Below are 25915 nucleotides of genomic sequence, written 5' to 3' on the forward strand. Positions count from 1 at the left end.
CTGCCTGTTACTTTCTGCTTTTTTATATTAGTTTTACCGCCGTTTTTAAAAGCAGATCAGATGAATGGAGCTAAGTACAGTCAGCTAAGGGCCATGCTGGCCATTACGAAGGGTAGTTTACGGGGTATTTTCCGCAGTCCTTCCGCCGTGGTATTCAGTTTAGGCTTCCCGATGGTATTTATCCTGGTATTTGGGTTTATTGGCGGTAGCAGTGTTTCCGTGAAAGTGGGAATTGACCGGCAAACGGATATCAAGAGTGAGTTTTACCAGGGCCTGATGCATGTGAACACCCTGAAGATGATTGCCGATCAGCCGGCGGCGGAGATGGAAGATGACCTGAAAAAGGGGCGTTTGGTAGCCATTCTGAATATTATACCCAGCGAGGGGGCTGATCATGTGATGCACTATGACATCCAGATGCGTACTTCCACGGCGTCGGATGCCAGCAAGAAACAGATCCTGCTGAATATCCTGAAGGGCGTGACGACTAAACTGGATGATGAGGCGTATAAACGTCCTACGGTGGCTACTATTAGCCAGACGGAGATTCCGGGGCGTGAGTTTAAGACCATTGACTTTATCTTACCCGGACAGTTGGGCTTTGCGTTGATGAGTGCGGCGGTTTTTGGTACTGCTTTCCTGTTTTATAATATGCGTCAAACGCTGGTGCTCAAGCGTTTTTTTGCTACTCCTATTAAGCGTACTTATATTGTATTGGCGGAAGCCGTGAGCAGGATGATCTTCCAGCTGATCAGTTCGGTGGTGATCATTGCTTTGGGGCATTTTGCCTTTGGCTTTACGCTGGTACACGGATTTGCCACCTTCCTGGAAATGCTGGTATTGTCAGTATTCGGGCTACTGGTATTCATGGGTTTTGGTTTTGTGGTAAGCAGCCTGGCGAAGAATGAAAGCACGATTCCTCCTTTGGCTAATATTGTGACCCTGCCCCAGTTTCTGCTGGCGGGCACCTTTTTCCCGATAGATTCTTTCCCTGGCTGGTTGCAGCCCATTTGTAAAATTATGCCACTGACTTACCTGATAGATGCCCTGCGCAAGGTAGCGTTTGAAGGACAGCATTTATGGCATGTAAGCTGGGATATTGCTATCCTTACCTTATGGGGTATTGTCGTGTATGCGGTAGCCGTGAAAGTATTCAAATGGGAGTAATGTGATTTCGTTAGCTTTGTGCTATCTAAATCCAGTCAGATGCAAGCCTTTTTTATTATCCTGGGTGCATTTATTGTCCTAGTACTGGGGCTCTTCATTTTCAGTTTATTCTTGTCCCCCTCCGTAAAGGTAGAGCGGTCGTTGCTCATGCCTGCCCAGGCGGGCGCCATTTTCCCGCTGGTCAATGTAGTGCGCAACTGGGAGCTATGGTCGCCCTGGAAAGAACAGGACCCGATGGTGAAGATCACCTATGGGGAGAAAGAAAGTGGCGTGGGCGCGGGCTATAGCTGGGAGAGCCGTAACCGTAACGTGGGAAGAGGACATATGTCGGTCACCGAATCGCGGGAGGACCAATATATTGCTACCAGCACGGATTTCGGGGGAATGGGGATGGCTAAAGGCTATTTCCGTTTCGATCCTATGCCGGAGGGCACGCTGGTTACCTGGGGAATGATATGCGACATGGGGCAGCATCCGCTACGGAAGGTAATGGGATTGATGATGGATAAGTGGGTAGGGAAGGATTTTGAGAAGGGGTTGGGCAATATCCGGCACCTGTTGCGACGATAAGGGGATCATCCCTTCAAAATAATATATTTTTTCTATGCGTCTTTTTAAGTTATTGGTGATCGGTGTGATCATTTTATGTGGATTGAGTTTTTTACTGTCCCTGTTATTCCCTTCCACTGCCGTGGTAGAGCGTACCGGGGTTATTAATGCGCCAATTGACACGGTATACGCCCATGTGAGCAACCTGAGGGCCTGGGATGCCTGGAATCCATGGACCCGGCCCGATAGCACCGCTACCCTGGTATATTCCGATCCGGCTGCCGGCACCGGCGCCTGGTACAGTTGGGAAGGAAAGTTAAACAGTGGTAAAGTGACCATACTGGATAGCGCACCTGGTAAGGGAATACACTACCTGCTGGATATCAAAGGGGTACGCCCGGTGAGCAGCGGTATAGAACTGAAGCCCTCTGCCGATGGTAAAGGAACAGCGATATTCTGGCACCAGGAAATAAAACTGGGATTACTACCTTGGTGGAAACTCCGGGGCTTCGTAGCCGATAAAATCTATGGACCTGTGATGGAAAGCGGGCTAACGAAACTCAGCCAGGTTTGTGAACACCGTTAAATATGGATTTATTTTACCATTGATCCAATAGTTTTGTTGCTGCTGGATAGAATAGTTTAAATTGTTAAGCTATCTCAAAACAATCATCTCATTCCAGAAAAAACTTAGCAAATGAAACATTTCTTTTTGGCAACCTTATTTTTGGCCGTTACCAGCCTCGTTTTTGCCCAGGAAAAACCACCTAAAAGCCCACATGTAACAGTAGAGGCCAACGGTATCAAAGTAGTATATGGACAGCCTTCCAAGAGAGGCCGCGTTATCTTTGGCACCCTGGAGCCATTTGGTAAAGTATGGCGTACCGGCGCTGACCAGGCTACCGAAATTACCTTCTCCAAAGATGTTGTTTTTGGCGGAAAACCAGTAAAAGCAGGTACTTACACTTTTTTCTCCATTCCTGATCCTAAAACCTGGACAGTAATCCTGAACGGAAAACTGGGACAATGGGGCGCTTATGATTACGAAAAGAATAAAGGCGAAGATGTTGTAGCCGTGAAAGTTAAGCGGGAAGCATTATCTACCCCCGCTGAAAAATTGACTTTCACGTTACCCGGAAATGCAGTGGTGTTCGAATGGGACGACACTAAGATCAGCGTGCCGGTTAAATAAGCTGAGCATAAGGCACAAAGCATAAAGCTATTGTAGCGAATGAACTTAGCGAATATTAAAATCGCATTGGTCATTCGCTACAATAGCTTTATGCTTTGTGCTTTATGCCTTATGCTTCTCTCAGCAGCTCGCGGATGCTTTGATACACCTGCTCCAGTTGTTCATCCGTAATGCAGTAGGGGGGAAGGATGTAAAGGGTATTGCCCAGCGGACGAAGCATGATCCTCCTGGCCCGGAAGAAGCGATGCAGTTCATCTGCTAATGAATTCGTATAACCGTCGGCGTTAGTGGTGCTGATTTCAAATGCCAGGATAGTGCCCAGTAACCTGGGGTGTTTTACGATCGCTATTTGTTGCAATTCCTGTAAAAAAGCCCGGTGTTTTTCGTGTATACGCTGGCGATTGGCGGCGCAGGCAGGATCCATAAAAAGGTCCATGCTGGCCAGGGCGGCAGTACAGGCCAGTGGATTGGCCGTAAAGGAATGTCCGTGAAACAATGTTTTTAATTTGTCGTTCGACAAAAATGCTTCGTAAATGGCCGCAGTACTGGTAGTAACGCCCAGCGCCATGGCGCCACCGGTTAGCCCCTTGGAGAGACAAATCATATCCGGCAATGTTTGCAGATATTCCATGGCGAAATTCTTCCCGGTTCTGCCAAAACCGGTCATCACCTCGTCTGCAATCAGTAAGATATTCCTGGATTTACAGTATTGCAGCAATTGATCAAAGGCATTGGCCTCATACATGATCATGCCGCCGGAACCTTGCAGCAGCGGTTCAAATACAAAGGCAGCTATATCTTCCGGTTGTAAACCATCTATGGTAGCGATGAGTTGAGAGAGATTAGCTGCATTGGGCACATCAATGAAATGTACATCAAACAGGAGGTCATCGAATACGCGGGTAAACACACTTCTGCCGCTGACGCTCATGGCGCCAAAAGTATCGCCGTGGTAGGCATTGTTGAACGCCAGTATTTTACGTTTGCGAATGCCCTGGTTGTCCCAGTACTGTATGGCCATTTTGAGGGCTACCTCGATGGCAGTAGAGCCATTGTCTGAATAGAAAACGCGGCGCTGGTTACCCGGCAATACCTGGAGCAGGCGTTCCGCCAGGTTCACCGCCGGCGGATGTGTATACCCGGCAAAAATGCAATGTTCCAGTTGCAACGCCTGGGCAGCCAGCTGTTGCGCGATATGCGGATGTGCATGACCGTGTATGTTTACCCACCAGCTCGAAGTGGCATCTATATAGCTTTGATCGTTTTCATCGAAGAGAAGGGCGCCTTGTCCGCGTACCATGCCGATAGGCACTGGGGCCGTCTGCATTTGTGTATAAGGGTGCCAGATCACGTCGAGGTCGCGGGCCGACAAAGATTTTGTTTGCATAGTTGCCTGCTTTTGTGCAGGCGCGAAGTTAGTACAAAAGGGTTTATACCGGTCTATGCTGTGCGAGTATGTCCAGCAGGGCTTCTGCTGCATAAGGCTTAGGCAGGATATCTTTTATCTGTAAGGCTGCCAGGCGTGTGGATACTTCGGGGAGTATATCGGCCGTTACCACCACAATGAACGCACCAGGTTGCAGGCGTTGTATATGCGGAATAGTATCATACCCATTCATCTCAGGCATATGCAGGTCGAGGATAATGCCATCGAAAGTGGCGCTTTGTATTTTAGACAGCGCCTCGCGTCCATTGCTGGCGGTTGTAATAATGGCGCCGGTTTTTCTCAGTTGTAATTCCAATATGCGGACATTAATGGCGTTGTCTTCCACGATCAATAACCGGATGCCGTGGAGAAAATGAGGGCTGCTGGTGTTACTTTGATAGGACATGGTTCGTTTTTAGTGATGGCGCGGCCCGGACAGGCGTCGTTATGCCATTTTATTTTGGTTGCTTAACACGATGCGTGCAGCCAGCGTAACTGTGCTGCTGGAATAATAAATGTAAGTATTTACCGGTGAATATGAACAGTCGAAGGGTATCCTTAAAAAAAACGGCGTACAGGTACTGCTGTACCTGTACGCCGGTGAATATATAAAAGCGGTATGCTATTGCTTCATACCATTGTTTTTAAACAGGTAGTAGGCGGTCTGGTAGTACGCCAGGCTATTTTTCAGCAGGCTGCTGTCCATTGGTACAGGGTGTTGCTCGTTTTTTGCAGCGTTCCAGCTAAAGCACTGGGCCTTCTGCTGTGGGCTCAGGATCAGTAGCTTGCCGGGTTCCAGGTAGCCTAACTTTTGGTAGGTGCTTACCATAGCCCTTGGCTGATAGGCGGAGTCGAGTACATTTTCTCCATAAAGTTTGCTTTTATAGGTCCAATGCAATAAGCCCAGCAGAGTAGGGTAGATATCAATCTGGGAGCACATCTGGGTAATTTCCCGGGGCGCCTGGCCAGGTACATTGTACAGGATGCAGGGAATATGATATTTGCTGATTTCAATTTCATTTTTGCCGGCGCTGCTGGCGCAGTGGTCTGCTACGAAAATGACGATCGTGTTTTTAAACCAGGGTTTGGTGCTGATCTTTTTCAAAAACTCCCCGATGGCGTAGTCGGTATATTTAACCGCTCCTTCCCGGCTGCTGCCGGAGGCAATATCAATTTTTCCAGCCGGATAGGTAAAGGGCCGGTGATTGGAGGTGGTCATGATGAAGTCGTAAAAATGCTTACCTGCGGCATATTTCTGGTCGGCGCTTTTGATCGCCGCCGTATAAATATCTTCATCACAGATCCCCCACGCATTTTCGAACTGGATATCACTCTTCGGGATGCTGGTCCGGATGGTAGCAATGTTGTCTTCTACCAGGTTATTGGGATTTTTATGATCTACAATATCGTATCCGTTGTTGCCAAAGTACTTGTTCATATTATCGAAGTAGCCATCGCCTCCATAAAAGAAGGTACTTTCATAGCCGGCCTGTTCGAAGATATGCCCGATAGTAAAGAGGTTTTCGTTGTTTTTGCGGCGTACGATACTTTGTCCGGGTGTAGGCGGAACGGCCAGCGATAAGGCTTCCATGCCTCTCACGGTGCGGGTGCCGGTGGCATACAGGTTGGTAAACAGGATGCTTTGTTTGGCAAGGCTATCCAGTACCGGTGTGATATGCTGGGTATTACCGAAACGGTCCATGAAGTCGGCACTGAAACTTTCAATGGTCACCATCATAATGTTGGGCATTTCGATGGCCGTAGTATCGGTGATATTCCTGTAAATACTGCGACCGTTTTCCAGGTACTGGCTGCCAGGCTCCCGGAGTAGTGTGCGGAGCTGATGGAAGTTATTGTCTTCATCTTCCATCAGGTAATATTTATCGTAGGCCAGCTCATTATTCAGGAAGGCAGATACAAAGGAATACACCCCTGCTTTGGAGAGCTCCTGTGCATAACGATTTTTGCTTTTTTCTGCCCAGGTATTGCTGACCAGGAATACATGCAGCAGTAATACGCCCAGCAGTAACAAAAAGGTAAGTAGTCTTTTGCCAAAGGGGGTACGCGATTGAAAGCTGTTGCGGAAAATGCCCCGGCGTGCCATGAGCCAGGTGAGCAGGGTGGTAAACAGCAACACGCCACCGATCAGCAGGGGCAAAGGATACGACTCGTTGATATTCTCTATTACCTCGTAAGTATAAATCAGGTAATCTACCGCAATGAAATCAAAGCGACCGGCATATTCTCCCCAGAAGGTAAACTCCGCAAAGAAGGAAAATACCAGGATCATGGTGGCCAGGAAAAAGCCTGTATAGGTAAAGATGCGGTTAAACCGCGTGTTGTTGATCCGTTGTGGCAACAGCAGCAGGTATATGGCATAGGCAATTGTGAAAAACAGTGCTACACCCAGGTCGTAGATAAAACCTTTACCGTAAATAGCGGGTATATCGGAGATATGAAGACCAGACTGTGGGAGGGCCCAGATTAACAATGCAGTTCTAACGAGGAAGGACAGGCTAAGGACTAAGGCGCCGAACCCAAAAAGGACGGCGTACCTGGATTTAAACGATCTCATTTGCACAGAAAATTAGGATCGCAAAGGTACGCCGTTCTCAATATTATCTATAAATTAAATTTTACGGACAGGTTGATGGTACGGCCATCGATAGGTCCCCATAGCGGGGCAAAGGTAGGGTTGCTTACCGGGCCGGTATACAGTGGCGCATTTTTACCCTGCCTGGCGTCGAAGATATTTTCCCCGTTGAGCACCACGGTGATATGCTCACCGAATTGACGGGATATCATGGCTGCCCAGAACCAGTAGTTGGGCGTTTTTTGATTGTTGTAATCATATTGATTACCTACCCAGCTGTTTTCTATGCCGAAGCGCCATTTCCCTTCTATTTCATAGGCCAGGGTGCCGGCAAATTTGTCCTGCGGCGCAAAGGCTACATGTGTAGCAGCTGTATTATCATATTTTGATACAGTATGGTTATAACCGAGGTATAATTCCAGGTGATCGAGGGCCATGCGTAGGTAAGTATCTGTACCCAGGCTATTTACCGAAAAGGGCATATTTTCCAGCCGAACCATGTTTTTAGCATCTGCTACTGGTAAAATGGGGTCTTTGATATGGGTGTAGTACAATGCCTGGTTAAGGGTGATTTCCACCTTGCCGATATTAGTCCGGTAGTTACCATCGAAGTTGATACCCTGGCTTTTCTCAGATTTCACGTCAGCGCCCAGTGGGAGGAGGTTGCGGTAACCAATGGTTTGTGTTTGGGTGGTAAATACGGCGGGTGATTTATAGCCGGTGCCGGCACTGAGGCGGATGGACAGGTCGTCTATCGGTTTATACACAAAGGCCAGGCGTGGCAGTACATACCAGCCGAATACATTGTGGTAGTCGGCGCGGAGCCCTGCTTCGGCCATGAACTGGTCGGTAATGTGGTAGCCGTCCTGTACAAAGGCGCCCATGGTGTTGTAGGTGTAGTTATTCAGGAGCGTGCTGTCGCCTTTGGCGCGGCGGTATATTTCGCCGGTGTTGTTTAGGCCTGCGACCCAATCATGGCGACCGCTTTTTTTATTGTAGGCAGCTTCCGCGTAGGTGCTGGTTTGGTTGCCCAGCAGGGAAAAGGTGCCTTCATCGTTTTGCAGGTGGAAGAAGCTACCTACTCCTTTCACAGTGAGGGCGCCACCGCCGAGGTTTTTACGGGTAAACTGCAGGTCTACGCTGTGGCGATTGCTGTTGTTTACTTCTGTATACTGGTGAATATTGTCGGACTGATGTTCCAGTACCTGCATATCGCCTCCTTCGCGTTTTTCGATGGTGCCGGTATACCCCGCTATCAGCGTGCTTTGCGGGTTGATATACCAGAAAAATCGTGGATGGAGGAGATATTGACGAACGCGGGGCACATCACTGAATCCGTCTTTATTTACATCCACCGGGTTTTGGGTGGTAACGCCGGCAAACAGGGTCAAGCCTGTTTTACCATAACGTTCGGAGTAGAAAGCGTTTACATTGGTTTCTTTGAGTGTGCTCCGGTTGGCCAGTATGGTTAGTTCGGGTTTGCTACCAGGTGTTTTGGCGATGAAGTTGATGATCCCGGCAATGGCGCCACCGCCGTAGAGGGTGGACACGGAGCCTTTGATAATTTCAATTTGTTTAAGGTCCAGTGGAGGGATGGCCAGTACGCCAAAGTTGCCGCTTAAACCTTCATATACCGGCGTGCCATCGCGGAGCAGCTGGGTATATTTACCATCCAGTCCCTGCATGCGGATGGCGTTATTGCCGCTAACGGCAGAAGTATTTTGAATATGTATTACAGATAAATCGCCCAGTATGCTGGCTACGTTACCCGGTTTGATCCCGCTTTCTTCTATCATTTCTTCTTTACCCAGTACTTCTACTTTCATGGGTAGATCTTCGATGCGACTGTTGTTGCGGGTAGATGAAATCACTACTTCTCCCAGGTCAGATACTTTGCTGATAGTATCTTTTGAAGGTGCGGGCAAGGTGTCTTTAACGGGGACGGGCACACGATTTTGTGCTTGTATGGTTCCGGTGATGCTCAGTACGATGGCTGCCAGTAAAATTCGTTTCATATGATGGCTCTGATACTTTAATAGCGCAAAGAAAAGAATTGAATCTGGAGTAAATCTGAATATCTGTTGTTGATGACTGATTATATGCCTGTGCTGAACGTATGCCATCCGTTTTCGTAACTATATTGGAGTGACAGCTGGTAGGAATCAGCAATTTTTTTCACGATAGCCAACCCTAAGCCGTTAGAGTTCGTATACACATTATGTTGCTTTTTAAAGCGCTGGAAAAGTATGTCAGGTGGAATCTGTGGCAATTCGCTGGTATTGGAGATGCTGAAGGTTTGTGCACTGATATGGATACGGATATGGCCGCGGGGATAGTTGTACTTGATAGCATTACCGAGCAGGTTACTTACCAGTATGTCGGTAAGCGCGGGATGCAGGGGCCAGGGTGCGGTGGCAATCATATCGGTGTGGATTTGCAGCTCTTTTTCGCGGATCAGTTCTTCAAAGAGCGACAGGTATTTTTCCAAAACGGTGCACAGGTCTGGCTGATCAGTAACCGGGTATTGCTGGTTTTCGATTTTTGCCAGGAGGAGCAGGTTATGATTTAATCTTGATAAGCGTTGCAGTTCATCGTAGCTGGTCAGGATGCCTTTGAGTTGTGTTTCGGATAGGGAGTCGTCCTGTAGCAGTAATTCCAGTTTACTTTGTGCGATGGCTAGTGGCGTCTGCATTTCATGGGCGGCATCTTCCGTGAGTTCTTTGATGTTGGTATAATCCTGGTGAATGCGGGTGGTCATGTTATTCAGTGCTGCATTCAACTGGTTGAATTCGTGGGTAGCCGTACGGTCAAACACGGTGTTTTCCAGTTTGTTGAGCTGGAGCCGCTGTATTTTATCCAGGGAGGCATAAAACGGCTTCCAGATACTTTTGCTGATCAGCCAGTTGGAGAGCAAAACAAACAGGAAGAGGCCTCCAAAGGCTGCCAGCATTACATGGATAATGTTTTTTATGAGGTCATCTTTTTCGATGAGGGATTTGCGTAGTGTTAGCTGGTAGTTTTTGTTATTAACGGTAATAACCTGGGTTAGTTGCCGGAAAGGGGCATAAGTATCTTCCGGTTCCTGGAAAATGCTGACGCCTTTGAGTTTATGTTTGGTTTGAACTGGTTTATCGGTGGGTTGTAAATTAAATTCAGGTGTATTGATGGCAAATACGGGATTGTTGATAGTAGCTGTATCAAGATAGCGCATCCACTGGAGTTTATCGTTGACCAGTTCTTCATCTGTTTCGTGTTTTATTTCCTTATTGAAGGTGGTATAGAGATAGAAGGCGCCTGCGGTAAAAACGGGCAGCATGATAAGAAGGAAATACACCATTGTTTTGGTCAGCAGCTTCATGGAGTGGGTATCTTTTTTCACTGTCAGGGAGAATTTAACCGAAGCGGTATCCGGTGCCATATACGGTTTTAATATAGTCTTCACCATCTGCCTCCAGCATTTTTTTACGGAGGTTTTTGATGTGGGTATAGATAAAGTCATAAGACCCGGCCTGGTCGTATTCATCGCCCCAGAGGTGTCCGGCCAGTGCGGATTTAGTGACTACCCGGTGTTGGTTGGCGATAAAATAAAGCAGTAGCTGGTATTCTTTACCGGTGAGGGTAATTGATTTGTTATGTACCAATACTGTTTTAGACGCAGGCTTGATGGTGATTTCATTGAAGTTGATGGTAGTATTGCCGTCAAATTTCTTGCGTCGTAAAATGGCATTTACGCGGGCGTTGAGTTCGGAGAGATGGAAAGGCTTGGTGAGATAGTCGTCTGCGCCAAGTTCCAGGCCTCTGAGTTTATCTTCCAGTGAATCTTTAGCAGAAATGATGATGATACCGGCTTTGGATTCCAGTATTTTCAGTTCTTTGACCACATCGAGTCCATTTCCCAGGGGAAGGCCTATGTCTGCCACAATACAATCGTAGTCAAATTCGTTGACTTTGTGGATGGCTTGTTTAAAATCCTCCGCCAGTTCACAGATATAGCCCTGGTGAGTCAGGTATTCCTGTATACTGTTTCTGAGTGCGGGTTCGTCTTCTATAATCAGCACTTTCATGGGCTAAAATTAGGGATAATTCCTAAAGGAATTCTGTAGTAGCGGGATTTGGCGGAAGCTATGCTGGAAGTGGTTGTTGGTGGCTGGTTTTCAGTTGGCGTAGTTAGGCGTCCATATCAGCAAAATGGATTTAGTAGCATTGTCAATGCCCGTGATTGCTAACCGTTTTTTTGATAAATGATAAAACTATGCATGGTTGAATATCGTAGATACATTACGGATAACTAAAATACTTATGGTACTTACTTTATGAACACGTATTTCAAAATCGTTGCGAACCGGCTTATACCCGGTATGCCGGCAGAAGATGCAATACGGGCACGGCCTGCGCCCGACGACGACACAAAGGAGCTGATTGCTTTGATGGATCATATCCCCAATGCCCGGTCAGTGGCCATCATGTACCGGCAAATGATGAAATCCGGCTCGCTGGAGAAGCGTTTTAACACCGGTGATCCGGGCAAACGCTGGCTGGAGATAGAACAGATGATCCTGGACCGGGAGATAAGGCGTAAAGACAATAAACGGAAGGTTATTTGCATGTTGATCATATTTATCCTGGTGGGGATTACTTCTTATTTTGGAGGTGTTTATTTGTTGACCAGGAGCCGACATCTGGCTGTACAGGCTTTTAAATAAGCTGTTTCTACACTTTTTTCCCATGAATAGTAGTGTTGGGATGAATTGTTTGCTCCCGTAATTACTTTTCTGCCTGGGCTATCTGGCTATTGAAAACCTTGCCTCTCCCAGGTCCCATTTTCCCTCTTCTAAGCTGTCTTTATATATCGTTGCACTGATCTGGTGATGGCATTGTATGGCCTGTTGTAAAGTATTTCCCGGGCAGGGAAGCACCTGCCCGGTGATGGTTATTTTCTTTCCGGCATCGGGATGCTGAGTGGCAGCTCGTTGCGGAGCATCTTCGCGGCCTGCCCGGTTAGCCAGAGATAGTGATCAGCCGGTTTTCCATCGAGATGAATAAAAGGAGTGGTGGTACTTACGGGTGGCTGATCGGTGGTTTTAAAGATGGCCGTGGCTTCATTCACTTCATCGAACATGGCTACATACAGCATGGTGGCGCCGGCGCTGATGGCGGTGGTGATTTGCTGCCAGTAAAAGCGGCCGCCCTGCCGGGGAATAGAGCCGGATGGCTTTACATCGTCCGGAAATTCATAGCGGCTGAGGTTATGCCAGCTGAAGCCGGGATACACACAGGGCACATACTCCAGCTGGTGCTGACGACACCAGGCCATATCTTCCAGGGTGTTGTCGCGGTAGCGGTCCATATCATTGTGTAGCAGGGGAGAGTAGCGTTGTACCGTCCAGGGAAGCACGATATCCGCCTGTTGGATCAGGGTGTGCAGGTAGGAATCTGGCATACAATCGGCATTGAGGGTACGCCAGGCGGTAGGTACACCGAGCATCACGGCACAACCTCCGTATACCGGATCATTTTTGAGAAAATCGATCAGGCGTTCCAATCCGATATTCCGTAGTTGATAGGGGCGATCCGGGAACCCTATGCCCCAGATGGCCACCACTGGTTTACCATTCTCCTGCAAATAAGTTTTAGCGCCTGACTGATTGGTTACTTTCAGCTGATCCACCAGGTATTTCCAATCGGCAATGATGGCGGAGCAGTCTTCCCCGCTGGCTTTGAGCCCGGACAAGTCATACATAACAGCAATAGCCCGATGATATTTGGAAGCGGCAGCGAAGGCATTTTTGAGTATTACGCCGGAACTGCTGTCGCGGTGTTTGGCATTGTTAAAGAAGCGTTGCATGAAAACGCCGTCAATGCCATATTCCTGCATCCATTTGAAGTGCAGATCGGTCGTGCTTTTATCGTAAGAGCTGAAGAACTTTGCGGGCTGGCCATCAGCGAGCTTAAAAGGGGTACTATAGGTTTTCTCATATTCACTGACATCGGGCCACATATCGATCCCACTGCGGGTTTCATCGCCATAGGCAAAATGTTTGGCGCCGGAGCCATCGCCGGCAGCGCGGAACCAGCCCTGGTAGCCGGCCATGATCAATCCGTGATAAGTAGGATACTGCGACTCCCGGCTGTGTTTTCGCTGGGCCTGGGCGGGTATGGTCAACAGGAAAAGGAACGCGGTTACATAACGCTTCATATGCATACTATTTGTTTATAACGGGAATGGTGAAGGCCAGGTAGGCGCATTCACCTTGAATAAGGCTGCAAGTAAAGCGGGAAGGCCTAATGAAAGGCCTAACAAACCATTAATAAGCGGGATTAATGGCGATAAAAGTTGTTTTTTACTCTTTCCAGGGAGTAGCGGGGTTGTTGACAGCCTTCCAGAGCAGACCATCCAGGTCGTTGAAAAAGCTGCTGTCGGTGCGGGTATTACAAAGCATGGCCCAGGTAAAGCCGTGATGAGAGCGGATCACCTCTGCAGAGGTGCCGGGCAGGGAACCGGAATGCCACCAGTTGTGATAGGGATTCACGGCCCATCCGAGGGCATAGCCGGGGTTGGCCACAGAGGCGGTGGTCATAGCTGTAATAGAAGCGGGTGTCAGGATATCGGCGGGCGCAGGAAATCCGTCAATATGTACCAGTAGCCTGGCCAGATCGGTAGCAGACGCAATCCATCCGCCATGCGCGTCCATCCGGGAAATATTGTAGATATAAGGCTGCTCGCCATGCTGGCCGTAGTATACTACCTCATTACTTTTCCTTTGTTCCAGGGTATTGCCGCCAATTTGCATACCCGTAATGCCGCAGGGCCGTAATACGGCTGTTTTTACATACTGCTCATAGGTCATGCCCGATACTTTTTCAATAACCCGGCCCAATACACAATAGCCGAAGTTGGAGTATGCATACACTTTTCCGGGCGTATCTACCAGTGGCTGATGATCGAGCGTCCAGCTGATAAGTTGCTCAGCTGTCATTGCCGGGTGCATAAACATCGGATCTGACCCGTTGTTGGTCCAGCCGCCGGTGGTATGTTGCAATAGTTGCCGGATGGTAATCTTTTCCAGGTTGGGGGCATAAGGTTGTTGGCCATAAGTGGTGCCCAATACGCCATGCAGGCCGAACACGGTATTATCGAGCGATAATTGTTTCGCTTCCACCAGTTTTAATATAGCCGTGGCTGTGATACATTTGGAAACGCTGGCAATGCGGAACAGGCTGTTGTTGTTAACAGGTATTTTGTGGAGCGTGTCTGCATAACCGTAGTTGCGGGCATAAACTAATTTACCGTGATAGGTAATGGCGATAGCCATGCCGGGTACCTGGTATTGGGTCATGAAAGCCTGTACGGTGCTGTCGATTGCCGGGATGCTTTGGGCGTTTGAGCGTAGGGATGCGAAGAGCAGGAGGGGGAGGAGTATGCGGGAGTATGTCATGGGAGGAAGGTACGGAAATATTTTTGTGGGGAACAAGGCGGTTGTAGCAAGGATAACTACAGAAAGTATTCCAAGGTAGTTTCAAGGCTAATTAAGTTCCTTTATAAAAGCATATTCCTTTAAATGCCCTGGTTATTGAAAGTAAGTAACTTCCATTGGTCTTCGTTACAAGAATATTCAAAGACTGTTGTTGATCCACCTCCATTAGAGAAGTTATAGCTACGATTTTTATAAGTTATATAAAAGTTGATAATAGTAATTACGAACTTGTTTTTATTTAATGCAGTAAGTACTTTCCAGGCATAAATGCCTTTTGACAGTACTTTCCTATTTCGATCATCATAGATATTAATGAATTTAAACTTACTGCTGGATGGCACATAAGTTAATGGCTGATCCTGCTCATTTAATAAATACAAGCTTTCAAGATAATATTCATTCTTTTGTTGTTTGCCCGTCTCCCAAAATTGTGCATACATCATGGCGATGGCAGAATCAATCATTGCTTTAGAGTCGTCTTTATTTTGTTGTGCATGGACGTTAAAAGCACAGAATAATATAGTCGCTGTAAAAATGATCACTTTCATAGACTATTTCTTAGGTATTGCAAAATTAGCTATCTATTCTTCCGTCTTATACCAATTCCCCTTTACCTTCGCCCACCCCTGTTTATAGTATACGGTTCGATGTTTCTCATCAGAAAACCGTACCAGGTCCGGCCTTTCGTTATTTAAAAGGCCAATAAACACATTTCCATTGGCATCAACTTTCAGACTTTTAACATTGTAGGATAAAAAACGTATTGCCAGCTGCTGCAATGACGTTTTATCAATATTGATTGTATCTGTCATTAGGTCGGTGTTAGTCTTTACTACACTCTTCAAATCCTCATCAATATATACTATAAAAGGACCATCGTTCCCTTTTTTCCCAAGGTCATTATCTACAAATAACATAAGTAAATGCTCATTATCTCTTCCTCGGAGAAATACGCATTGTTAGTAAATGCTGTAAAATCGGCATCGGCGTATTTATCAACAAATCGGTCTTGTTGTTTGCTGCTACATGAAGGCATAATCCAAAGTAGCACGAGCAAAAATCGGTTAAACAAATACATATTTATTTTTATGTTTCTAAAAACTGATATGGGTAGCAAAGGTCCAACTTCAACCTTACCTGAGTACTTTATAATAATTAGTATATCCCTATTCAAATCCTTTCATTATAGCGTACTGATCATCGTTGGAATCAAATTAAGAGCTATAATTTTTTTAACAATTGAATTTCCTTATTCAATTGAATAATATACAGCGTTAATTCCTCTACCTTCTGCACCAATGCCCGGTTCACTTCTCCCAGATCTACTCCTTCGCTATTCACGGTGGCTGCTGAAGGCAGTTGAGGCAGGTGTTTATGGCGGTCAATAAATTGTTCGAGCGTATCTAATTTTGGAAGATCATATGTTTTGTCAAACACATAATCCGGCCAGGGACTGGCTTGTGTGACCTTTATTCTCCGGGCGCTCAGGAGTCCTTCTACGGCGAGTTTGCTGGTACCGGGGTCGGTGGTGCCGATGCCAACGTTGCCATTGGGTTTAAACACCATCCAGGGAGTTGAAACAGGTATATTCGCAGTGGTATTGCCCCCAATATAAGCGTAGATAAGGTTTTCGTTGTTGGCATATGCCCCCAGAGACACCAGTTTCCCGGTGCCCATTGTGGCTCCCTTATAGGAAATGCCGAATTCTCTTGCCCAGTTGCCGGTATTATAATCCACGTCTATATTAATCCCGTATGGATAGCCGTTTGGATTAGTGGCTTTTATATTTCCTCCATTTACATCCAGCAGGGATGATGGCGCAATGGTACCAATGCCTACGTAGCCGTTGGGTTTAAATGCCATCCATGTAGCGTTATGTGACGCGTAGTTCGTAGTATTGCCACCAATATAGGCATAGTTGAATACGCCATTGTTCATATAAGCACCAAAGGAGGCCACTTTTCCCGAAGCTTTATAAGAAATACCGAACTCCCTTGCCCAGGGAGATGTAGTGGAATCCATGTCAATATTAACGCCATACGGATAAAAGTTAGGATTGGTTACTTTGATGTTTCCGTTATTTACATGTAATGAAGCGGATGGAGTGTTTGTTCCAATACCCACATTTCCGGTGGAAGGATACGTGTTCTGAGCTTTAACATTTAAACCGGCAAACAGCACAATGGCTGCGGTGATGATGTATTTCATAGTACAGAATAAATTTAAAATGATCATGTTGTTCGCGCTCAATCCCGCAAACTTCCTATTGGGCTTCATTGAAGAAAGGCATTCACCGACGAAAAGGCCGTTATTACACTTTTGGGTATAACTGGAACGTTGTTTTTTTTTATGGGCACAGTCAGGAGTTTAACAGCAATTCGTACAGATAATCGGTTTTTTATAAAAATACAAACTTAAATGCTAACTCACATTTTTTAATGTCCCATAGCAATAATATTGACACATTGCGCAGCCAATCTGCGTAACAAACCTTCATTGGTTACGCCACAAAAATATTTCCTTCCATGTAAGTCCTGCACGTTCCTCCAATCGTTACTTTATCCCCGGCATCTTCGCAATAAAGTTTACCTGTTCTTGCAGACAACTGCAACGCCGTCATCGTTTTTTTACCCAGCTGTTGACTCCAGAAAGGGATGAGGGAACAATGTGCGGAACCGGTGACAGGATCTTCGAAAATGCTGGCCTGTGGCGTAAAGAAGCGGGATACAAAATCCACTGTTTTGCCTTTGGCGGTGGCGATAATTCCGCCGGGGTCGAGATTGATCTGGTCGAGGATACTTCTGTCGGGGCGTAGGTTACGGATAATTTCTTCATCATGATAAATCAGCAGGTAGTCCCTCGCTTTGAGCACCTCCATGGGATATACGCCCATACCTTTTGCTATTTCAGGAGGGAGGGTAGCCGCGGTAGCCGGTCTTGCGGGGAACTGGAGTACCAGGCGTTCGTTCTGTTTATGTACCATCAATACACCGCTTTGAGTATGAAAGGAGATCTGGTGCATATCCCAGCCTAAGTGGTTCATGAGGATATGCGCGCAGGCAAGGGTAGCATGTCCGCAGAGGTCCATTTCTATCTCCGGGGTAAACCAGCGTAATTCATAGTGTCCGGGTTGACCGGTGGGAACAAAAAACGCTGTTTCAGGCAGGAAGTTTTCCGCTGCAATGAGTTGTAGTACTTCGGTGGGTAGCCACGCTTCCAGGGGGCATACGGCAGCGGGGTTTCCTTTAAAAAGTTCGTCTGTGAAGGCATCTACCTGGTAAATGGGTATATGTGGCATAACGAAACATTTGATTGCTACCGTAAAGGTATTGTATTTCCCCCAGGGAAGCATTTAATCAAGTATGTGCAGTTGTGCTTCTATCAATGCCGAGAGTGATTCACTGTCGGGGTACATCCTGCGGGTAATACCCAGCCCGTTCCAGTTGTTGAGCAGTAGCCGGGCCAGCAGGGCGGGATCCAGTTTAGAAGTGAGGATACCTTGTTGTTTGCCGCGTTGCAGGGCTTCCAGGAAATTGGCTTCCAGTTCCTGCAGGTGGTGGGCTGCCTGCTTCATCAGCAGCGGGTCTATATTGGATAGCTCAGCGACTGCATTGCCGAATATGCAGCCTTTTTGATGTACTTTTTTGGGTTGTCGTGCAATGCTCCGGAAGAATTCCCGGATGTATTCAACAGGATCTGCTGCCGCATCGAGCTCTTTCCGGAACCGGCTCACCGCAGCCTGGTCGAACTGTTCCAGCACTTTCTCATACAGCTCTTTCTTACCACCTTTGAAGGCAAGATAAAAACTACCTTTACCAATGCCCATGGCGGCCAGCAAATCTTCTGTGGACGTAGCTTCATAGCCCTGGCGCCAGAATACTTCTGTCGCTTTGGAAATGACTTCTTCGTTATCGAATATTTTTGGCCTGCCCGACATGTATGGTTGTTTTATCCGGCAAAGATATATTCTTTACTGTATAGTACAAAAAGTTCACGCAAAGGGGCAAAGAAGCAAAGGCGCAAAGAAGTGTCATCCTTTGCGCCTTTGCTTCTTTGCCCCTTTGCGTGCAAAAAATTAGCTTTCTCTTACACCATGTAACAATTTTTCCATCGCATTTTGCAGGGACCCGGCACGCGTTACTTCGCCGGAGTTGACGAAAAATATCTCATCCGCATTTTCGATGGTATTCAGGCGGTGTGCGATGATCACACGGGTAGTGGTACCAGGCAATTTTTCAAGGATTTCTCCCAGCAGTTGTTCCGTAACGGTATCAATGTTGGCGGTGGCCTCATCGAGGATCAGCAGGTCCGGTTGCCGGAGCACCGCTCTCATAAAGGCTATCAGCTGTTTTTGTCCTAAGCTCACACCGTCCCCGCCGGATATCACTTTGGTATCCAGCCCGTTTTCAAAAATAGCCAGCAATTTTTCCAGGTTAGCCTCCCGGATAGCTTCTGTGAGTTGTTCGTTGGTATAATCGTTATAACGAGGGTTGCCGTACAGGATGTTCTCTTTTACGGTGCCGGTAAACAAGAAGGGTTCCTGGAGAATAAACCCGATTTTCCGGGAACGCTCATCTGCGGCATAGGCCCGGATATCTTTCCCATTCAACAAAACGGTACCCTGGGTAGGATCATACAGGCGGGCAATCAGGGAGGCGGTAGTGGTTTTGCCTCCCCCGGTAGGTCCTACCAGCGCATAGGTTTTACCTCTCTCTAAAGATAAATTGATGTTGTGCAATATTTCCCTGCCTTCGGGGTAACCGAAATGTACATTTCTGAACTCCAGCAGTGCCGGCGAAAGGGAAGGCTGCATAGTATCGGGAACAGTGATCAGGTCTGTTTCCAGCTCCAGTATTTCTGCGATGCGATCCCAGCCTGCCATGGCCACCTGGAAGTTGGCCCAGAGTGTAGCGAGTTGTCGCAACGGATTGTAAAAATAGGTTGCATATGCGAGGTAGCTCACCAGCAAGCCTATGCTGAATTCACCCTCGCTAATCAGGTAAATACCTCCTGTAAGGACCAGCAATTGCGCAACACTTGCGCACATGGCATAGAAAGGAAGGAAGATATTGTTGGCTAAACCCGCACCGATAGCGGTTTGGTAATTTTTTTCGTTGGCTTCATTAAAACGCTTCCGGAAATAATCGCGGCGATTGAAGGCAATGATCACTTTAAAATTACTGAGACTTTCCTGTATCTCTGCACTCATACCGCCCACCGTCTTCAGGTTGGCCGCATTCTTTCTTTTAATCCAGGGCGAAAGGACACGGGTAAATAGCAGTATCAGCAAAGCCGGCGCCAGTGCGGCAATACCAATTTTATAGTTGATGATCAGCAGGAAAACACCAGCACCGATCATGGTAACGATGTTGCCCACAAACTGCATCAGCGATTGGGAAAAGAACTGGTTGAGTTTATCGGTATCATTGTTTACCCGGGAGATGAGATCGCCGGCTTTGTTCTGGTTAAAGAAAGCTACGGGCAGCTGTTGTATTTTGCTGAAGATTGTGTTCCGCAAGGTAAACAATGTTCTTTGTCCCACGCTTCCCATCAGCTTCGTTTGAAAGAAACTGGTGAAAAGCGCTACCAGGTACATTGCCAGCAGGATGCCAGAAAACACCAGCACGCCATGATACTGTTTATGCTGCACATAGTGGTCGATGGTATACCCGATAAGGAACGGCCCCAGCAGGTTGAGGGTAGAGTTGAGCAGGATCGCTAACAAGGCCACCACCAGGTTTTTCTTCTCGTGAGAAATTAATTGCAGCAGGTTTCTGAACGCCGTATAATTCGACGTTTTATGCTCCTTGCCGGTATATTTATTAAGATTGTAATTCATAGTTGCTGGTGCTTTGTTGGGAATTAAAAATCTGGATGTACTCAGGACTGGTGAGCATCAGTTCCTGGTGCGTACCACCGGCAATAATTTCGCCCTGCATGAGCAGGATAATCTGGTCGTAATGGGTGACGGCTGCTATCTTCTGGGTAACAGACAACAGGGTGATACCTGGGTATAACAGTTGTACATTACGCAGGATTTTCTGTTCGGTGTTGTTATCTACACGGGCAGTGAAATCGTCGAGCAGCAATATTTTTGGATTTACGGCCAGTGCGCGGGCCAGCATGATCCGTTGCTTTTGTCCGCCGGAAAGACTGGCCCCTCTTTCCGAAACGATGGTGTCCAGTTTGTTGGGGAGACTGTTGATAAACTCTTTCAGTTCGGCAGCCTGTATTGCTTTTTCCAGGGCTTCGTCGGTTACAGTATCATTGAAGGCGATGTTTTCGCGGATGCTCATATTGAAGATGATACTATCCTGGAATACAAAGCCTACCTGGCTGTGGAAGGATTCGCTGTTATAGTCTGTTACCGGGTGGCCATCTACCAGCACGGAGCCTGATGATGGTTTCAGGAGACCGGTGAGTAAGTTGAGTAACTGCGTTTTCCCTGCAGCGGTGGGGCCGATCACCGCTACTTTTGAACCAGCCTTTACAGAAAAACTGATGTCTTTCAGCACTGGTTTCTGACCGTAGTTGACGGTCACCCCATTGAAGGCAATATCTCCCTTTAACTGCGCTGTAAGCGTACCTCCGGGCATCAGGTCGGGCATATTGATTACGGCACTGATTCGCTGGTAGGAGGCTGTAGCCTGTGCAATGATGTTGCTCATAAAACCGATTACCAGGATCGGGAAGATGAGCAGTGCGAGATAGCTATTGAATGCCGCAAAATCGCCCAGGGTCATACTGTTGGTGATCACAAAATGGCCGCCCAGCGACAGGATAATCAACCCGGCAATACCGGCGGTAAAGGTGATTACGGGGATCAGTCCTGCAAACAGCCGAACAATCGACAGGCCGAAGCCCATTGCTTTGCTATTGGCATCCAGGAATTTTTCGTATTCCAGTTGCTGGGAATTGATTACCCTGATAAGGGCTGCTCCGAGGATGCTTTCATTGATGACTTTGTTGAGCCAGTCCATGATTTCCCGGCTTTTCATGAACATAGCCCTTACCTTGCGTAAAACCAGGAAGAAGGTGATGCCGATAACGGGAAGGGTGGCAATGACTGCCAGTGCCAGTTTCCAGTTAATGGTCAACAGCAGAATGCTGGCGCCGATAATAATGAACAGGGATGATACCAGGGAAACGATGGCCTGTGACACAAACAGTTTGATGGAGTCGACATCGGCGATGAGGTTGGTCAGCAACCTGGATGGGTTGGCCTGTTCTACCCAGGCATAGCTTTGCCCGGATATTTTGTCGGATATTTTCGTGCGCAGGTTACGTGCTACCTGTTCAGACACGTAAGTTTGTATGATGTTCTGCAGGTAGGTAAAGGTGAGGATAATGATGACCGCTACCATAAATTTTATGAGTAGGGGTTGGAGTTGAAAGGTGCCGTGTTCATAGGCATCAATGCCATTTCCAATGATTTTGGGTAGCCATAGGTTGAGCCCATTGCTCACCAGCGTAAACAGTATGAGCAGTGCAACCATGCCCATATACGGTTGCAGCAAACTGAATATGCCGGCTTCTTTCTTTTTAGTACCAGCTTCTTGTTTCATTTTAACAGGTATGTGTTTGGCGGTATGCAGCTAAAAAAGGTTTTCCGTTTGGAGACGAATCCGCACTGCAAATATTGTAAAGGAGAGCAAGATATCACAATTTTTTTGCTCCTGGGGGATAAAATTGGGGGAAGAATATAGCGGAAGAAGCCCGTTTCTTCCGCTATATCCGGGTGTTATACGGCGAGTGGTTGTAATTGTTTTTTCTCCTGGACAGCAGATGCCAGCCAGTAGAAATCATCGATGAATTTTTGTGCCGACCGGATGGTGTGTTCATTCGTCAGTTCGTGTCCTTCATTGAATGCGCCGTATACTTCTGGTACCAGCAATTTGGTAGGCAGCGGGAATGCGCCCAGGTTGAGGATAACCTGCTGCAGCTGTGACGCAGCGTTAATCCCGCCAAATTTCCCTGCGCTGACGCCTACCGTGCCAACTACCTTTTTGCTGAATTCGGCGTAGAAGTAGTCCAATGCATTTTTCAGTACGCCGGAGAAGCTCCCGTGATATTCCGGCGTTACTAAAATAATGGCGTCTGCTGCATGGAGCCGGTTGCTGAGTTCCTGTGCCGTATGCGGCAGCTGTGGATGCTTGCCTACGCGTTCTTCCAGCAGGGGCAGTTGAACGTCGGCGAGGTCGACCAGGTCGGTGGTCAGGCCCCGTTGCTGTAATACCTGCTGAAGATGATGTGCTATTTTATGGGATTGCCTTCCCTGGCGTATGCTCCCGATTAATATCGCTATTTTCATCGCAATGGATTTTATGTGTAAGTAAAAACAGGCAGTGCCGGGTATATGGCAACCGCATTATTATTATAAGCTATCAGCCGGAGGGCCCGGCCAGCTGACAGATGGGAAAAACGCAGGCGTTGCCATGGCCTGTATGCCAGGCCTGTAGTAGGTTTGCCACGTTTCGTTTTAGTTGTGGAACAAAGATAGTATCTTTACTTAATAAACCAAATAAACACTTTGTTTATTATGAATAATAGTTTTCCGGAGAACGACCGGGCCATCTGGATATTAAAGACAAAAGGGCCGCAGGCCTTGTGTGTGGTGGCAGAGGAGCTGAAGATAACGATGGAGGGCGCGCGTTTCCAGTTGCTTAAACTGGCCAATGAAGGCCTGGTAGAGGCCAGCACAGAAGCTAAAGGCAGGGGAAGACCCAAGCAGATATGGTCGCTGACCGAAGCAGGGCATGCCCGGTTTCCGGACAGGCACCAGGACCTAACCACCCGGCTGCTGTGTACGATGCGCAATACCTTGTCGCCGGAAAAAATGGGCGAAGTGCTGCGCGCCACTGCGCAGGGTGTCGTGGAAAAATACCGCGAGGCATTGAAAGACAGTAAAGACCTGGAGAGCAAAGTACGTGTGCTGGCTGACCTCCGTAAACGGGACGGTTATATGGCGGAGTTTCAAAAAGAAGGCGATAGCTTTTTGCTGATAGAAAATCATTGCCCTATTCATGCCGCCGCCAAATGCTGTCAATGGTTTTGCCAGTCGGAACAGGATATTTTTACCGAAGTACTTGGAAAGAAAGCGCATATCACGCGTACGGAGCATTTGCCATCAGGGCAGCGTCGTTGTGTTTATCGTATTAGTGGAACGTAATATTTTTTGTGTACACGTTATATTAAATTGTAAATTAGTATTTATCCCAACCAATATTCTATGATCGCACTTGTAGTAAGATGGGCCTCCCTGGTAGCCATCGCCGCTGGCACAGCCGGTATGCTTTTTTGTTTTCCGTTTCTTTTTTCTGCTCATCATGAAGACCTGATCGGCGCGGGGTTTCCGTTCGCCGGGGGCGCTATCATCGCGGGTGCTGGTTTAACAGCGCTTTCCAAGATCGTGGAAGAGGGGGAGCAGTTTATGTGTTCGCTCGTAAAATGGGGTGCATTAGCCGCCATAGGCTTAGGGGTAGCGGGAATGTTTTTCTGTCTGCAATTCCTGTTCTCTGCCCACATGGTGGATTTGATAGGCGCCGGCTTTCCGTTTGTAGGCGGGGCCATTATTGCCAGTGCGGGATTGATTACGTTGTCTAACCTGGCTGTTAAAAAGATCAGTGAATAATATATGGAAGCCATAATTTTTTGTGGCATACAGGCCACGGGGAAATCTTCTTTTTACCGGGAGCGGTTTTTCGACACGCATATGCGGATTTCTATGGATCAACTGCATACACGCAATAAGGAAAGTCGTTTCCTTGAACTTTGTTTTTCAATGCAGCAGGCTTTTGTATCTGACAATACGAATCCCGCGCGAGCAGACCGGGCCCGGTATATTGCCCTTGCCAGGCAGCATAAATTTAAAGTAACGGGGTATTATTTTCAGTCGGCTTTAGCAGGCGCAATGGCGAGGAACAGCCAGCGCTCGGGCAAGGCCCTGATCCCGGAAGTGGGGATCCGCGGTACTTATAACCGCCTGGAACTTCCTTCACCCGAAGAAGGATTTGATGAGTTATATTTCGTAGAAATTGTTGATAACCTATTTGTTGTTAAACCCTGGAGGAATGAAATTTGATGAATTAGACGAGAAGATGCGCTTGTATGAAACTGCGCACGACCTGGTGGTTTTACCGGAAATGTACATGGTAGCCAGGATTGATGGACGGGGATTTACCCGCCTTACTAAAGAAACACATGCCTTTGAAGCTCCATTTGATGAGCGGTTCAGGGATTACATGATTGCCACTACGCAACACCTGATGAATTGCGGCTTTCACGTGGTATATGGTTATACCCAGAGCGACGAAATTTCGTTGCTGTTTGATTTTAATGAAGCCGCCTTTTCACGCAAGCTCCGGAAGTACCATTCTATATTGGCCGGGGAAGCCAGCGCTAAGTTTTCTATGTTGTTGGGAAGCGTAGCCGCCTTCGACTGCCGTATTTCCCAGTTTCCCCATGAAAGGCTGGTGGTAGATTATTTTCGCTGGCGTAATGAAGATGCTTACCGCAATGCGCTGGAAGCGCATTGCTACTGGCGTCTCAGAAAGGACGGCTACTCCCGGAATGAAGCCACCCAGCGACTTTCCGGCGCGAGCGCAGCGGATAAGAACGAGTTGTTATTTTCCTATGGTGTCAACTTTAATGATTTACCCCAATGGCAGAAGCGGGGAACCGGTATTTATTGGGCGGAAGTAGAAAAGGAAGGCTTTAATGTAAAGACTCAGGAAGCGGTCACCGTAAAAAGACGACAATTGTATAGCAATACCGAATTGCCTATCAAAGACGCTTACAGCGAATTTGTACAGCAGTTTGTCCAGAAAACCGCATTATAACCCATCCCCTACGTATTCTGCTGTAATAAACCGGGTACACCGGTGTTGAAGATCCCGGCACTCGTCGAATAATAAAGCCGCGCCCTGGTGACGCTGCACCTGTTGCGTGACCAGTCCCAGGAATAAGTCTTCCCTGGCTACTCCTACTGCCTGGAAGTCGGCCATTATAACGCTGGAAAGCGATAAAGCACAGCACAGTTGGATAATGGCCTGATCGTTCGCATGAACCCGGTGTATATCGCTGTGGGGATGAACATCCGGCAGTTGGTATATTTCCCGGATAATAGCATGATGAGGATTTCCATTTTTCGTCACATAGGCCTTTACCGTTTCGGGGATCAATTTTCGCCATAAGGATTTGGGACCGATTTTTTTTGCATAGGTAAAAGGGGATATCTCCTGGAGCTGGGGTACCATCAATCTAACTGTTTCCATAAAGTACGGGCCACTGGGAAAGCCAATGATAACTACCTCGCCGGGGCTTACCGTAAAGGGCGGTATATAGAAACGGCCAATGGTGGCGCCGGTAAAGCAGAACAGGGTATTATCCATATAATTAAATGTGTTGTCAAATATACACTACCAACTTTACCTCACTTAGTTTCTTGTGGCAAAATACTTAAGTAGTCACCATAAATACTTAAACTATCACCACAAACAGTTAAACCGTTTGCC

At 47.4% G+C, this 25915-nt stretch carries 26 protein-coding genes; 9 read left to right on the forward strand and 17 right to left on the reverse strand.

Features of this window, described 5'->3' with window-relative positions; translation table 11 throughout:
* Nucleotides 1-60: 60 nt before the first annotated feature.
* From HGH91_RS17925 to HGH91_RS17940, 4 genes are all read left to right on the forward strand, one after another.
* Nucleotides 61-1167, forward strand: coding sequence for an ABC transporter permease (locus tag HGH91_RS17925; RefSeq protein ID WP_168740178.1), 1107 nt, complete (start codon nucleotides 61-63; stop codon nucleotides 1165-1167).
* Nucleotides 1168-1206: 39 nt separating this feature from the next.
* Nucleotides 1207-1737 (forward strand): SRPBCC family protein, encoded by a 531-nt coding sequence (locus tag HGH91_RS17930; RefSeq protein WP_168740179.1) that lies wholly within the window; start codon nucleotides 1207-1209, stop codon nucleotides 1735-1737.
* A gap of 34 nt (nucleotides 1738-1771) precedes the next feature.
* Complete coding sequence (locus HGH91_RS17935) at nucleotides 1772-2302, forward strand: SRPBCC family protein (protein WP_168740180.1); 531 nt, start codon at nucleotides 1772-1774, stop codon at nucleotides 2300-2302.
* A 111-nt stretch (nucleotides 2303-2413) separates the two neighbouring features.
* A complete protein-coding gene (locus tag HGH91_RS17940) occupies nucleotides 2414-2908 on the forward strand; it encodes a DUF2911 domain-containing protein (protein ID WP_168740181.1) in 495 nt (164 codons plus the stop codon).
* A gap of 109 nt (nucleotides 2909-3017) precedes the next feature.
* Here HGH91_RS17940 and bioA read toward each other — a convergent pair whose 3' ends face one another.
* The 6 genes from bioA to HGH91_RS17970 form a co-directional block, all read right to left on the reverse strand.
* The gene (gene bioA / locus HGH91_RS17945; RefSeq protein WP_168740182.1) at nucleotides 3018-4295 is read right to left on the reverse strand and encodes an adenosylmethionine--8-amino-7-oxononanoate transaminase; all 1278 of its coding nucleotides are present in this window, start codon (nucleotides 4293-4295) and stop codon (nucleotides 3018-3020) included.
* Nucleotides 4296-4338: 43 nt separating this feature from the next.
* Nucleotides 4339-4740: a response regulator gene (locus HGH91_RS17950; protein ID WP_168740183.1), complete on the reverse strand. Its 402-nt coding sequence runs from the start codon at nucleotides 4738-4740 to the stop codon at nucleotides 4339-4341.
* A gap of 216 nt (nucleotides 4741-4956) precedes the next feature.
* Entirely contained in the window at nucleotides 4957-6909 is a 1953-nt protein-coding gene (locus HGH91_RS17955) for an LTA synthase family protein (protein ID WP_168740184.1), read from the reverse strand.
* Nucleotides 6910-6956: 47 nt separating this feature from the next.
* Entirely contained in the window at nucleotides 6957-8942 is a 1986-nt protein-coding gene (locus tag HGH91_RS17960; RefSeq protein WP_168740185.1) for a TonB-dependent receptor plug domain-containing protein, read from the reverse strand.
* Nucleotides 8943-9022: 80 nt separating this feature from the next.
* The gene (locus HGH91_RS17965; RefSeq protein ID WP_168740186.1) at nucleotides 9023-10345 is read right to left on the reverse strand and encodes a sensor histidine kinase; all 1323 of its coding nucleotides are present in this window, start codon (nucleotides 10343-10345) and stop codon (nucleotides 9023-9025) included.
* The gene (locus tag HGH91_RS17970; RefSeq protein ID WP_168740187.1) at nucleotides 10320-10991 is read right to left on the reverse strand and encodes a response regulator transcription factor; all 672 of its coding nucleotides are present in this window, start codon (nucleotides 10989-10991) and stop codon (nucleotides 10320-10322) included. The genes HGH91_RS17965 and HGH91_RS17970 overlap by 26 nt, the downstream gene beginning before the upstream one ends.
* A 249-nt stretch (nucleotides 10992-11240) precedes the next feature.
* Here HGH91_RS17970 and HGH91_RS17975 point away from each other — a divergent pair, with 249 nt between their 5' ends.
* Nucleotides 11241-11630 (forward strand): hypothetical protein, encoded by a 390-nt coding sequence (locus tag HGH91_RS17975; RefSeq protein ID WP_168740188.1) that lies wholly within the window; start codon nucleotides 11241-11243, stop codon nucleotides 11628-11630.
* Nucleotides 11631-11857: 227 nt separating this feature from the next.
* Here HGH91_RS17975 and HGH91_RS17980 read toward each other — a convergent pair whose 3' ends face one another.
* The 10 genes from HGH91_RS17980 to HGH91_RS18025 all read right to left on the reverse strand — a co-directional run bounded on the left by HGH91_RS17980 (nucleotide 11858) and on the right by HGH91_RS18025 (nucleotide 22713).
* A complete protein-coding gene (locus HGH91_RS17980; protein ID WP_211092347.1) occupies nucleotides 11858-13123 on the reverse strand; it encodes a glycoside hydrolase family 71/99-like protein in 1266 nt (421 codons plus the stop codon).
* A 145-nt stretch (nucleotides 13124-13268) separates the two neighbouring features.
* The gene (locus HGH91_RS17985) at nucleotides 13269-14363 is read right to left on the reverse strand and encodes a serine hydrolase domain-containing protein (protein ID WP_168740190.1); all 1095 of its coding nucleotides are present in this window, start codon (nucleotides 14361-14363) and stop codon (nucleotides 13269-13271) included.
* 119 nt (nucleotides 14364-14482) lie between these two features.
* Complete coding sequence (locus HGH91_RS17990) at nucleotides 14483-14950, reverse strand: hypothetical protein (protein ID WP_168740191.1); 468 nt, start codon at nucleotides 14948-14950, stop codon at nucleotides 14483-14485.
* Between the two features lie 33 nt (nucleotides 14951-14983).
* On the reverse strand, nucleotides 14984-15319 hold the full coding sequence (locus tag HGH91_RS17995) for a hypothetical protein (protein ID WP_168740192.1): 336 nt from the start codon (nucleotides 15317-15319) through the stop codon (nucleotides 14984-14986).
* A 304-nt stretch (nucleotides 15320-15623) separates the two neighbouring features.
* Nucleotides 15624-16610 (reverse strand): hypothetical protein, encoded by a 987-nt coding sequence (locus HGH91_RS18000; RefSeq protein WP_168740193.1) that lies wholly within the window; start codon nucleotides 16608-16610, stop codon nucleotides 15624-15626.
* A 292-nt stretch (nucleotides 16611-16902) separates the two neighbouring features.
* Nucleotides 16903-17700 (reverse strand): PhzF family phenazine biosynthesis protein, encoded by a 798-nt coding sequence (locus HGH91_RS18005; RefSeq protein ID WP_168740194.1) that lies wholly within the window; start codon nucleotides 17698-17700, stop codon nucleotides 16903-16905.
* A gap of 54 nt (nucleotides 17701-17754) precedes the next feature.
* Nucleotides 17755-18339: a TetR/AcrR family transcriptional regulator gene (locus HGH91_RS18010; protein ID WP_168740195.1), complete on the reverse strand. Its 585-nt coding sequence runs from the start codon at nucleotides 18337-18339 to the stop codon at nucleotides 17755-17757.
* Between the two features lie 138 nt (nucleotides 18340-18477).
* Nucleotides 18478-20241, reverse strand: a complete 1764-nt coding sequence (locus HGH91_RS18015) for an ABC transporter ATP-binding protein (protein WP_168740196.1) — start codon at nucleotides 20239-20241, stop codon at nucleotides 18478-18480.
* A complete protein-coding gene (locus HGH91_RS18020) occupies nucleotides 20225-21967 on the reverse strand; it encodes an ABC transporter ATP-binding protein (protein ID WP_168740197.1) in 1743 nt (580 codons plus the stop codon). The genes HGH91_RS18015 and HGH91_RS18020 overlap by 17 nt, the downstream gene beginning before the upstream one ends.
* 176 nt (nucleotides 21968-22143) lie before the next feature.
* Nucleotides 22144-22713: an NADPH-dependent FMN reductase gene (locus HGH91_RS18025; RefSeq protein WP_168740198.1), complete on the reverse strand. Its 570-nt coding sequence runs from the start codon at nucleotides 22711-22713 to the stop codon at nucleotides 22144-22146.
* Nucleotides 22714-22941: 228 nt separating this feature from the next.
* On the opposite strand from HGH91_RS18025, the gene HGH91_RS18030 reads away from it, so the two are divergent.
* Genes HGH91_RS18030 through HGH91_RS18045 form a run of 4 tightly spaced genes read left to right on the forward strand, consistent with a single transcriptional unit; the run spans nucleotide 22942 to nucleotide 25240 of the window.
* Nucleotides 22942-23571 (forward strand): helix-turn-helix transcriptional regulator, encoded by a 630-nt coding sequence (locus tag HGH91_RS18030; protein ID WP_168740199.1) that lies wholly within the window; start codon nucleotides 22942-22944, stop codon nucleotides 23569-23571.
* Between the two features lie 60 nt (nucleotides 23572-23631).
* The gene (locus tag HGH91_RS18035; protein WP_168740200.1) at nucleotides 23632-24033 is read left to right on the forward strand and encodes a hypothetical protein; all 402 of its coding nucleotides are present in this window, start codon (nucleotides 23632-23634) and stop codon (nucleotides 24031-24033) included.
* Between the two features lie 3 nt (nucleotides 24034-24036).
* Nucleotides 24037-24483 carry an AAA family ATPase gene (locus HGH91_RS18040; protein ID WP_168740201.1) on the forward strand — a complete coding sequence of 149 codons (447 nt, stop codon included), beginning with the start codon at nucleotides 24037-24039 and terminating at the stop codon, nucleotides 24481-24483.
* Nucleotides 24473-25240, forward strand: coding sequence for a tRNA(His) guanylyltransferase Thg1 family protein (locus tag HGH91_RS18045; RefSeq protein ID WP_168740202.1), 768 nt, complete (start codon nucleotides 24473-24475; stop codon nucleotides 25238-25240). The genes HGH91_RS18040 and HGH91_RS18045 overlap by 11 nt, the downstream gene beginning before the upstream one ends.
* On the opposite strand, the gene HGH91_RS18050 is transcribed toward HGH91_RS18045, so the two are convergent.
* A complete protein-coding gene (locus HGH91_RS18050) occupies nucleotides 25235-25792 on the reverse strand; it encodes a hypothetical protein (protein ID WP_168740203.1) in 558 nt (185 codons plus the stop codon). The genes HGH91_RS18045 and HGH91_RS18050 overlap by 6 nt on opposite strands.
* Nucleotides 25793-25915 lie beyond the last annotated feature (123 nt).

This window comes from Chitinophaga eiseniae (genome assembly GCF_012641265.1).
Classification (GTDB): domain Bacteria; phylum Bacteroidota; class Bacteroidia; order Chitinophagales; family Chitinophagaceae; genus Chitinophaga; species Chitinophaga eiseniae_A.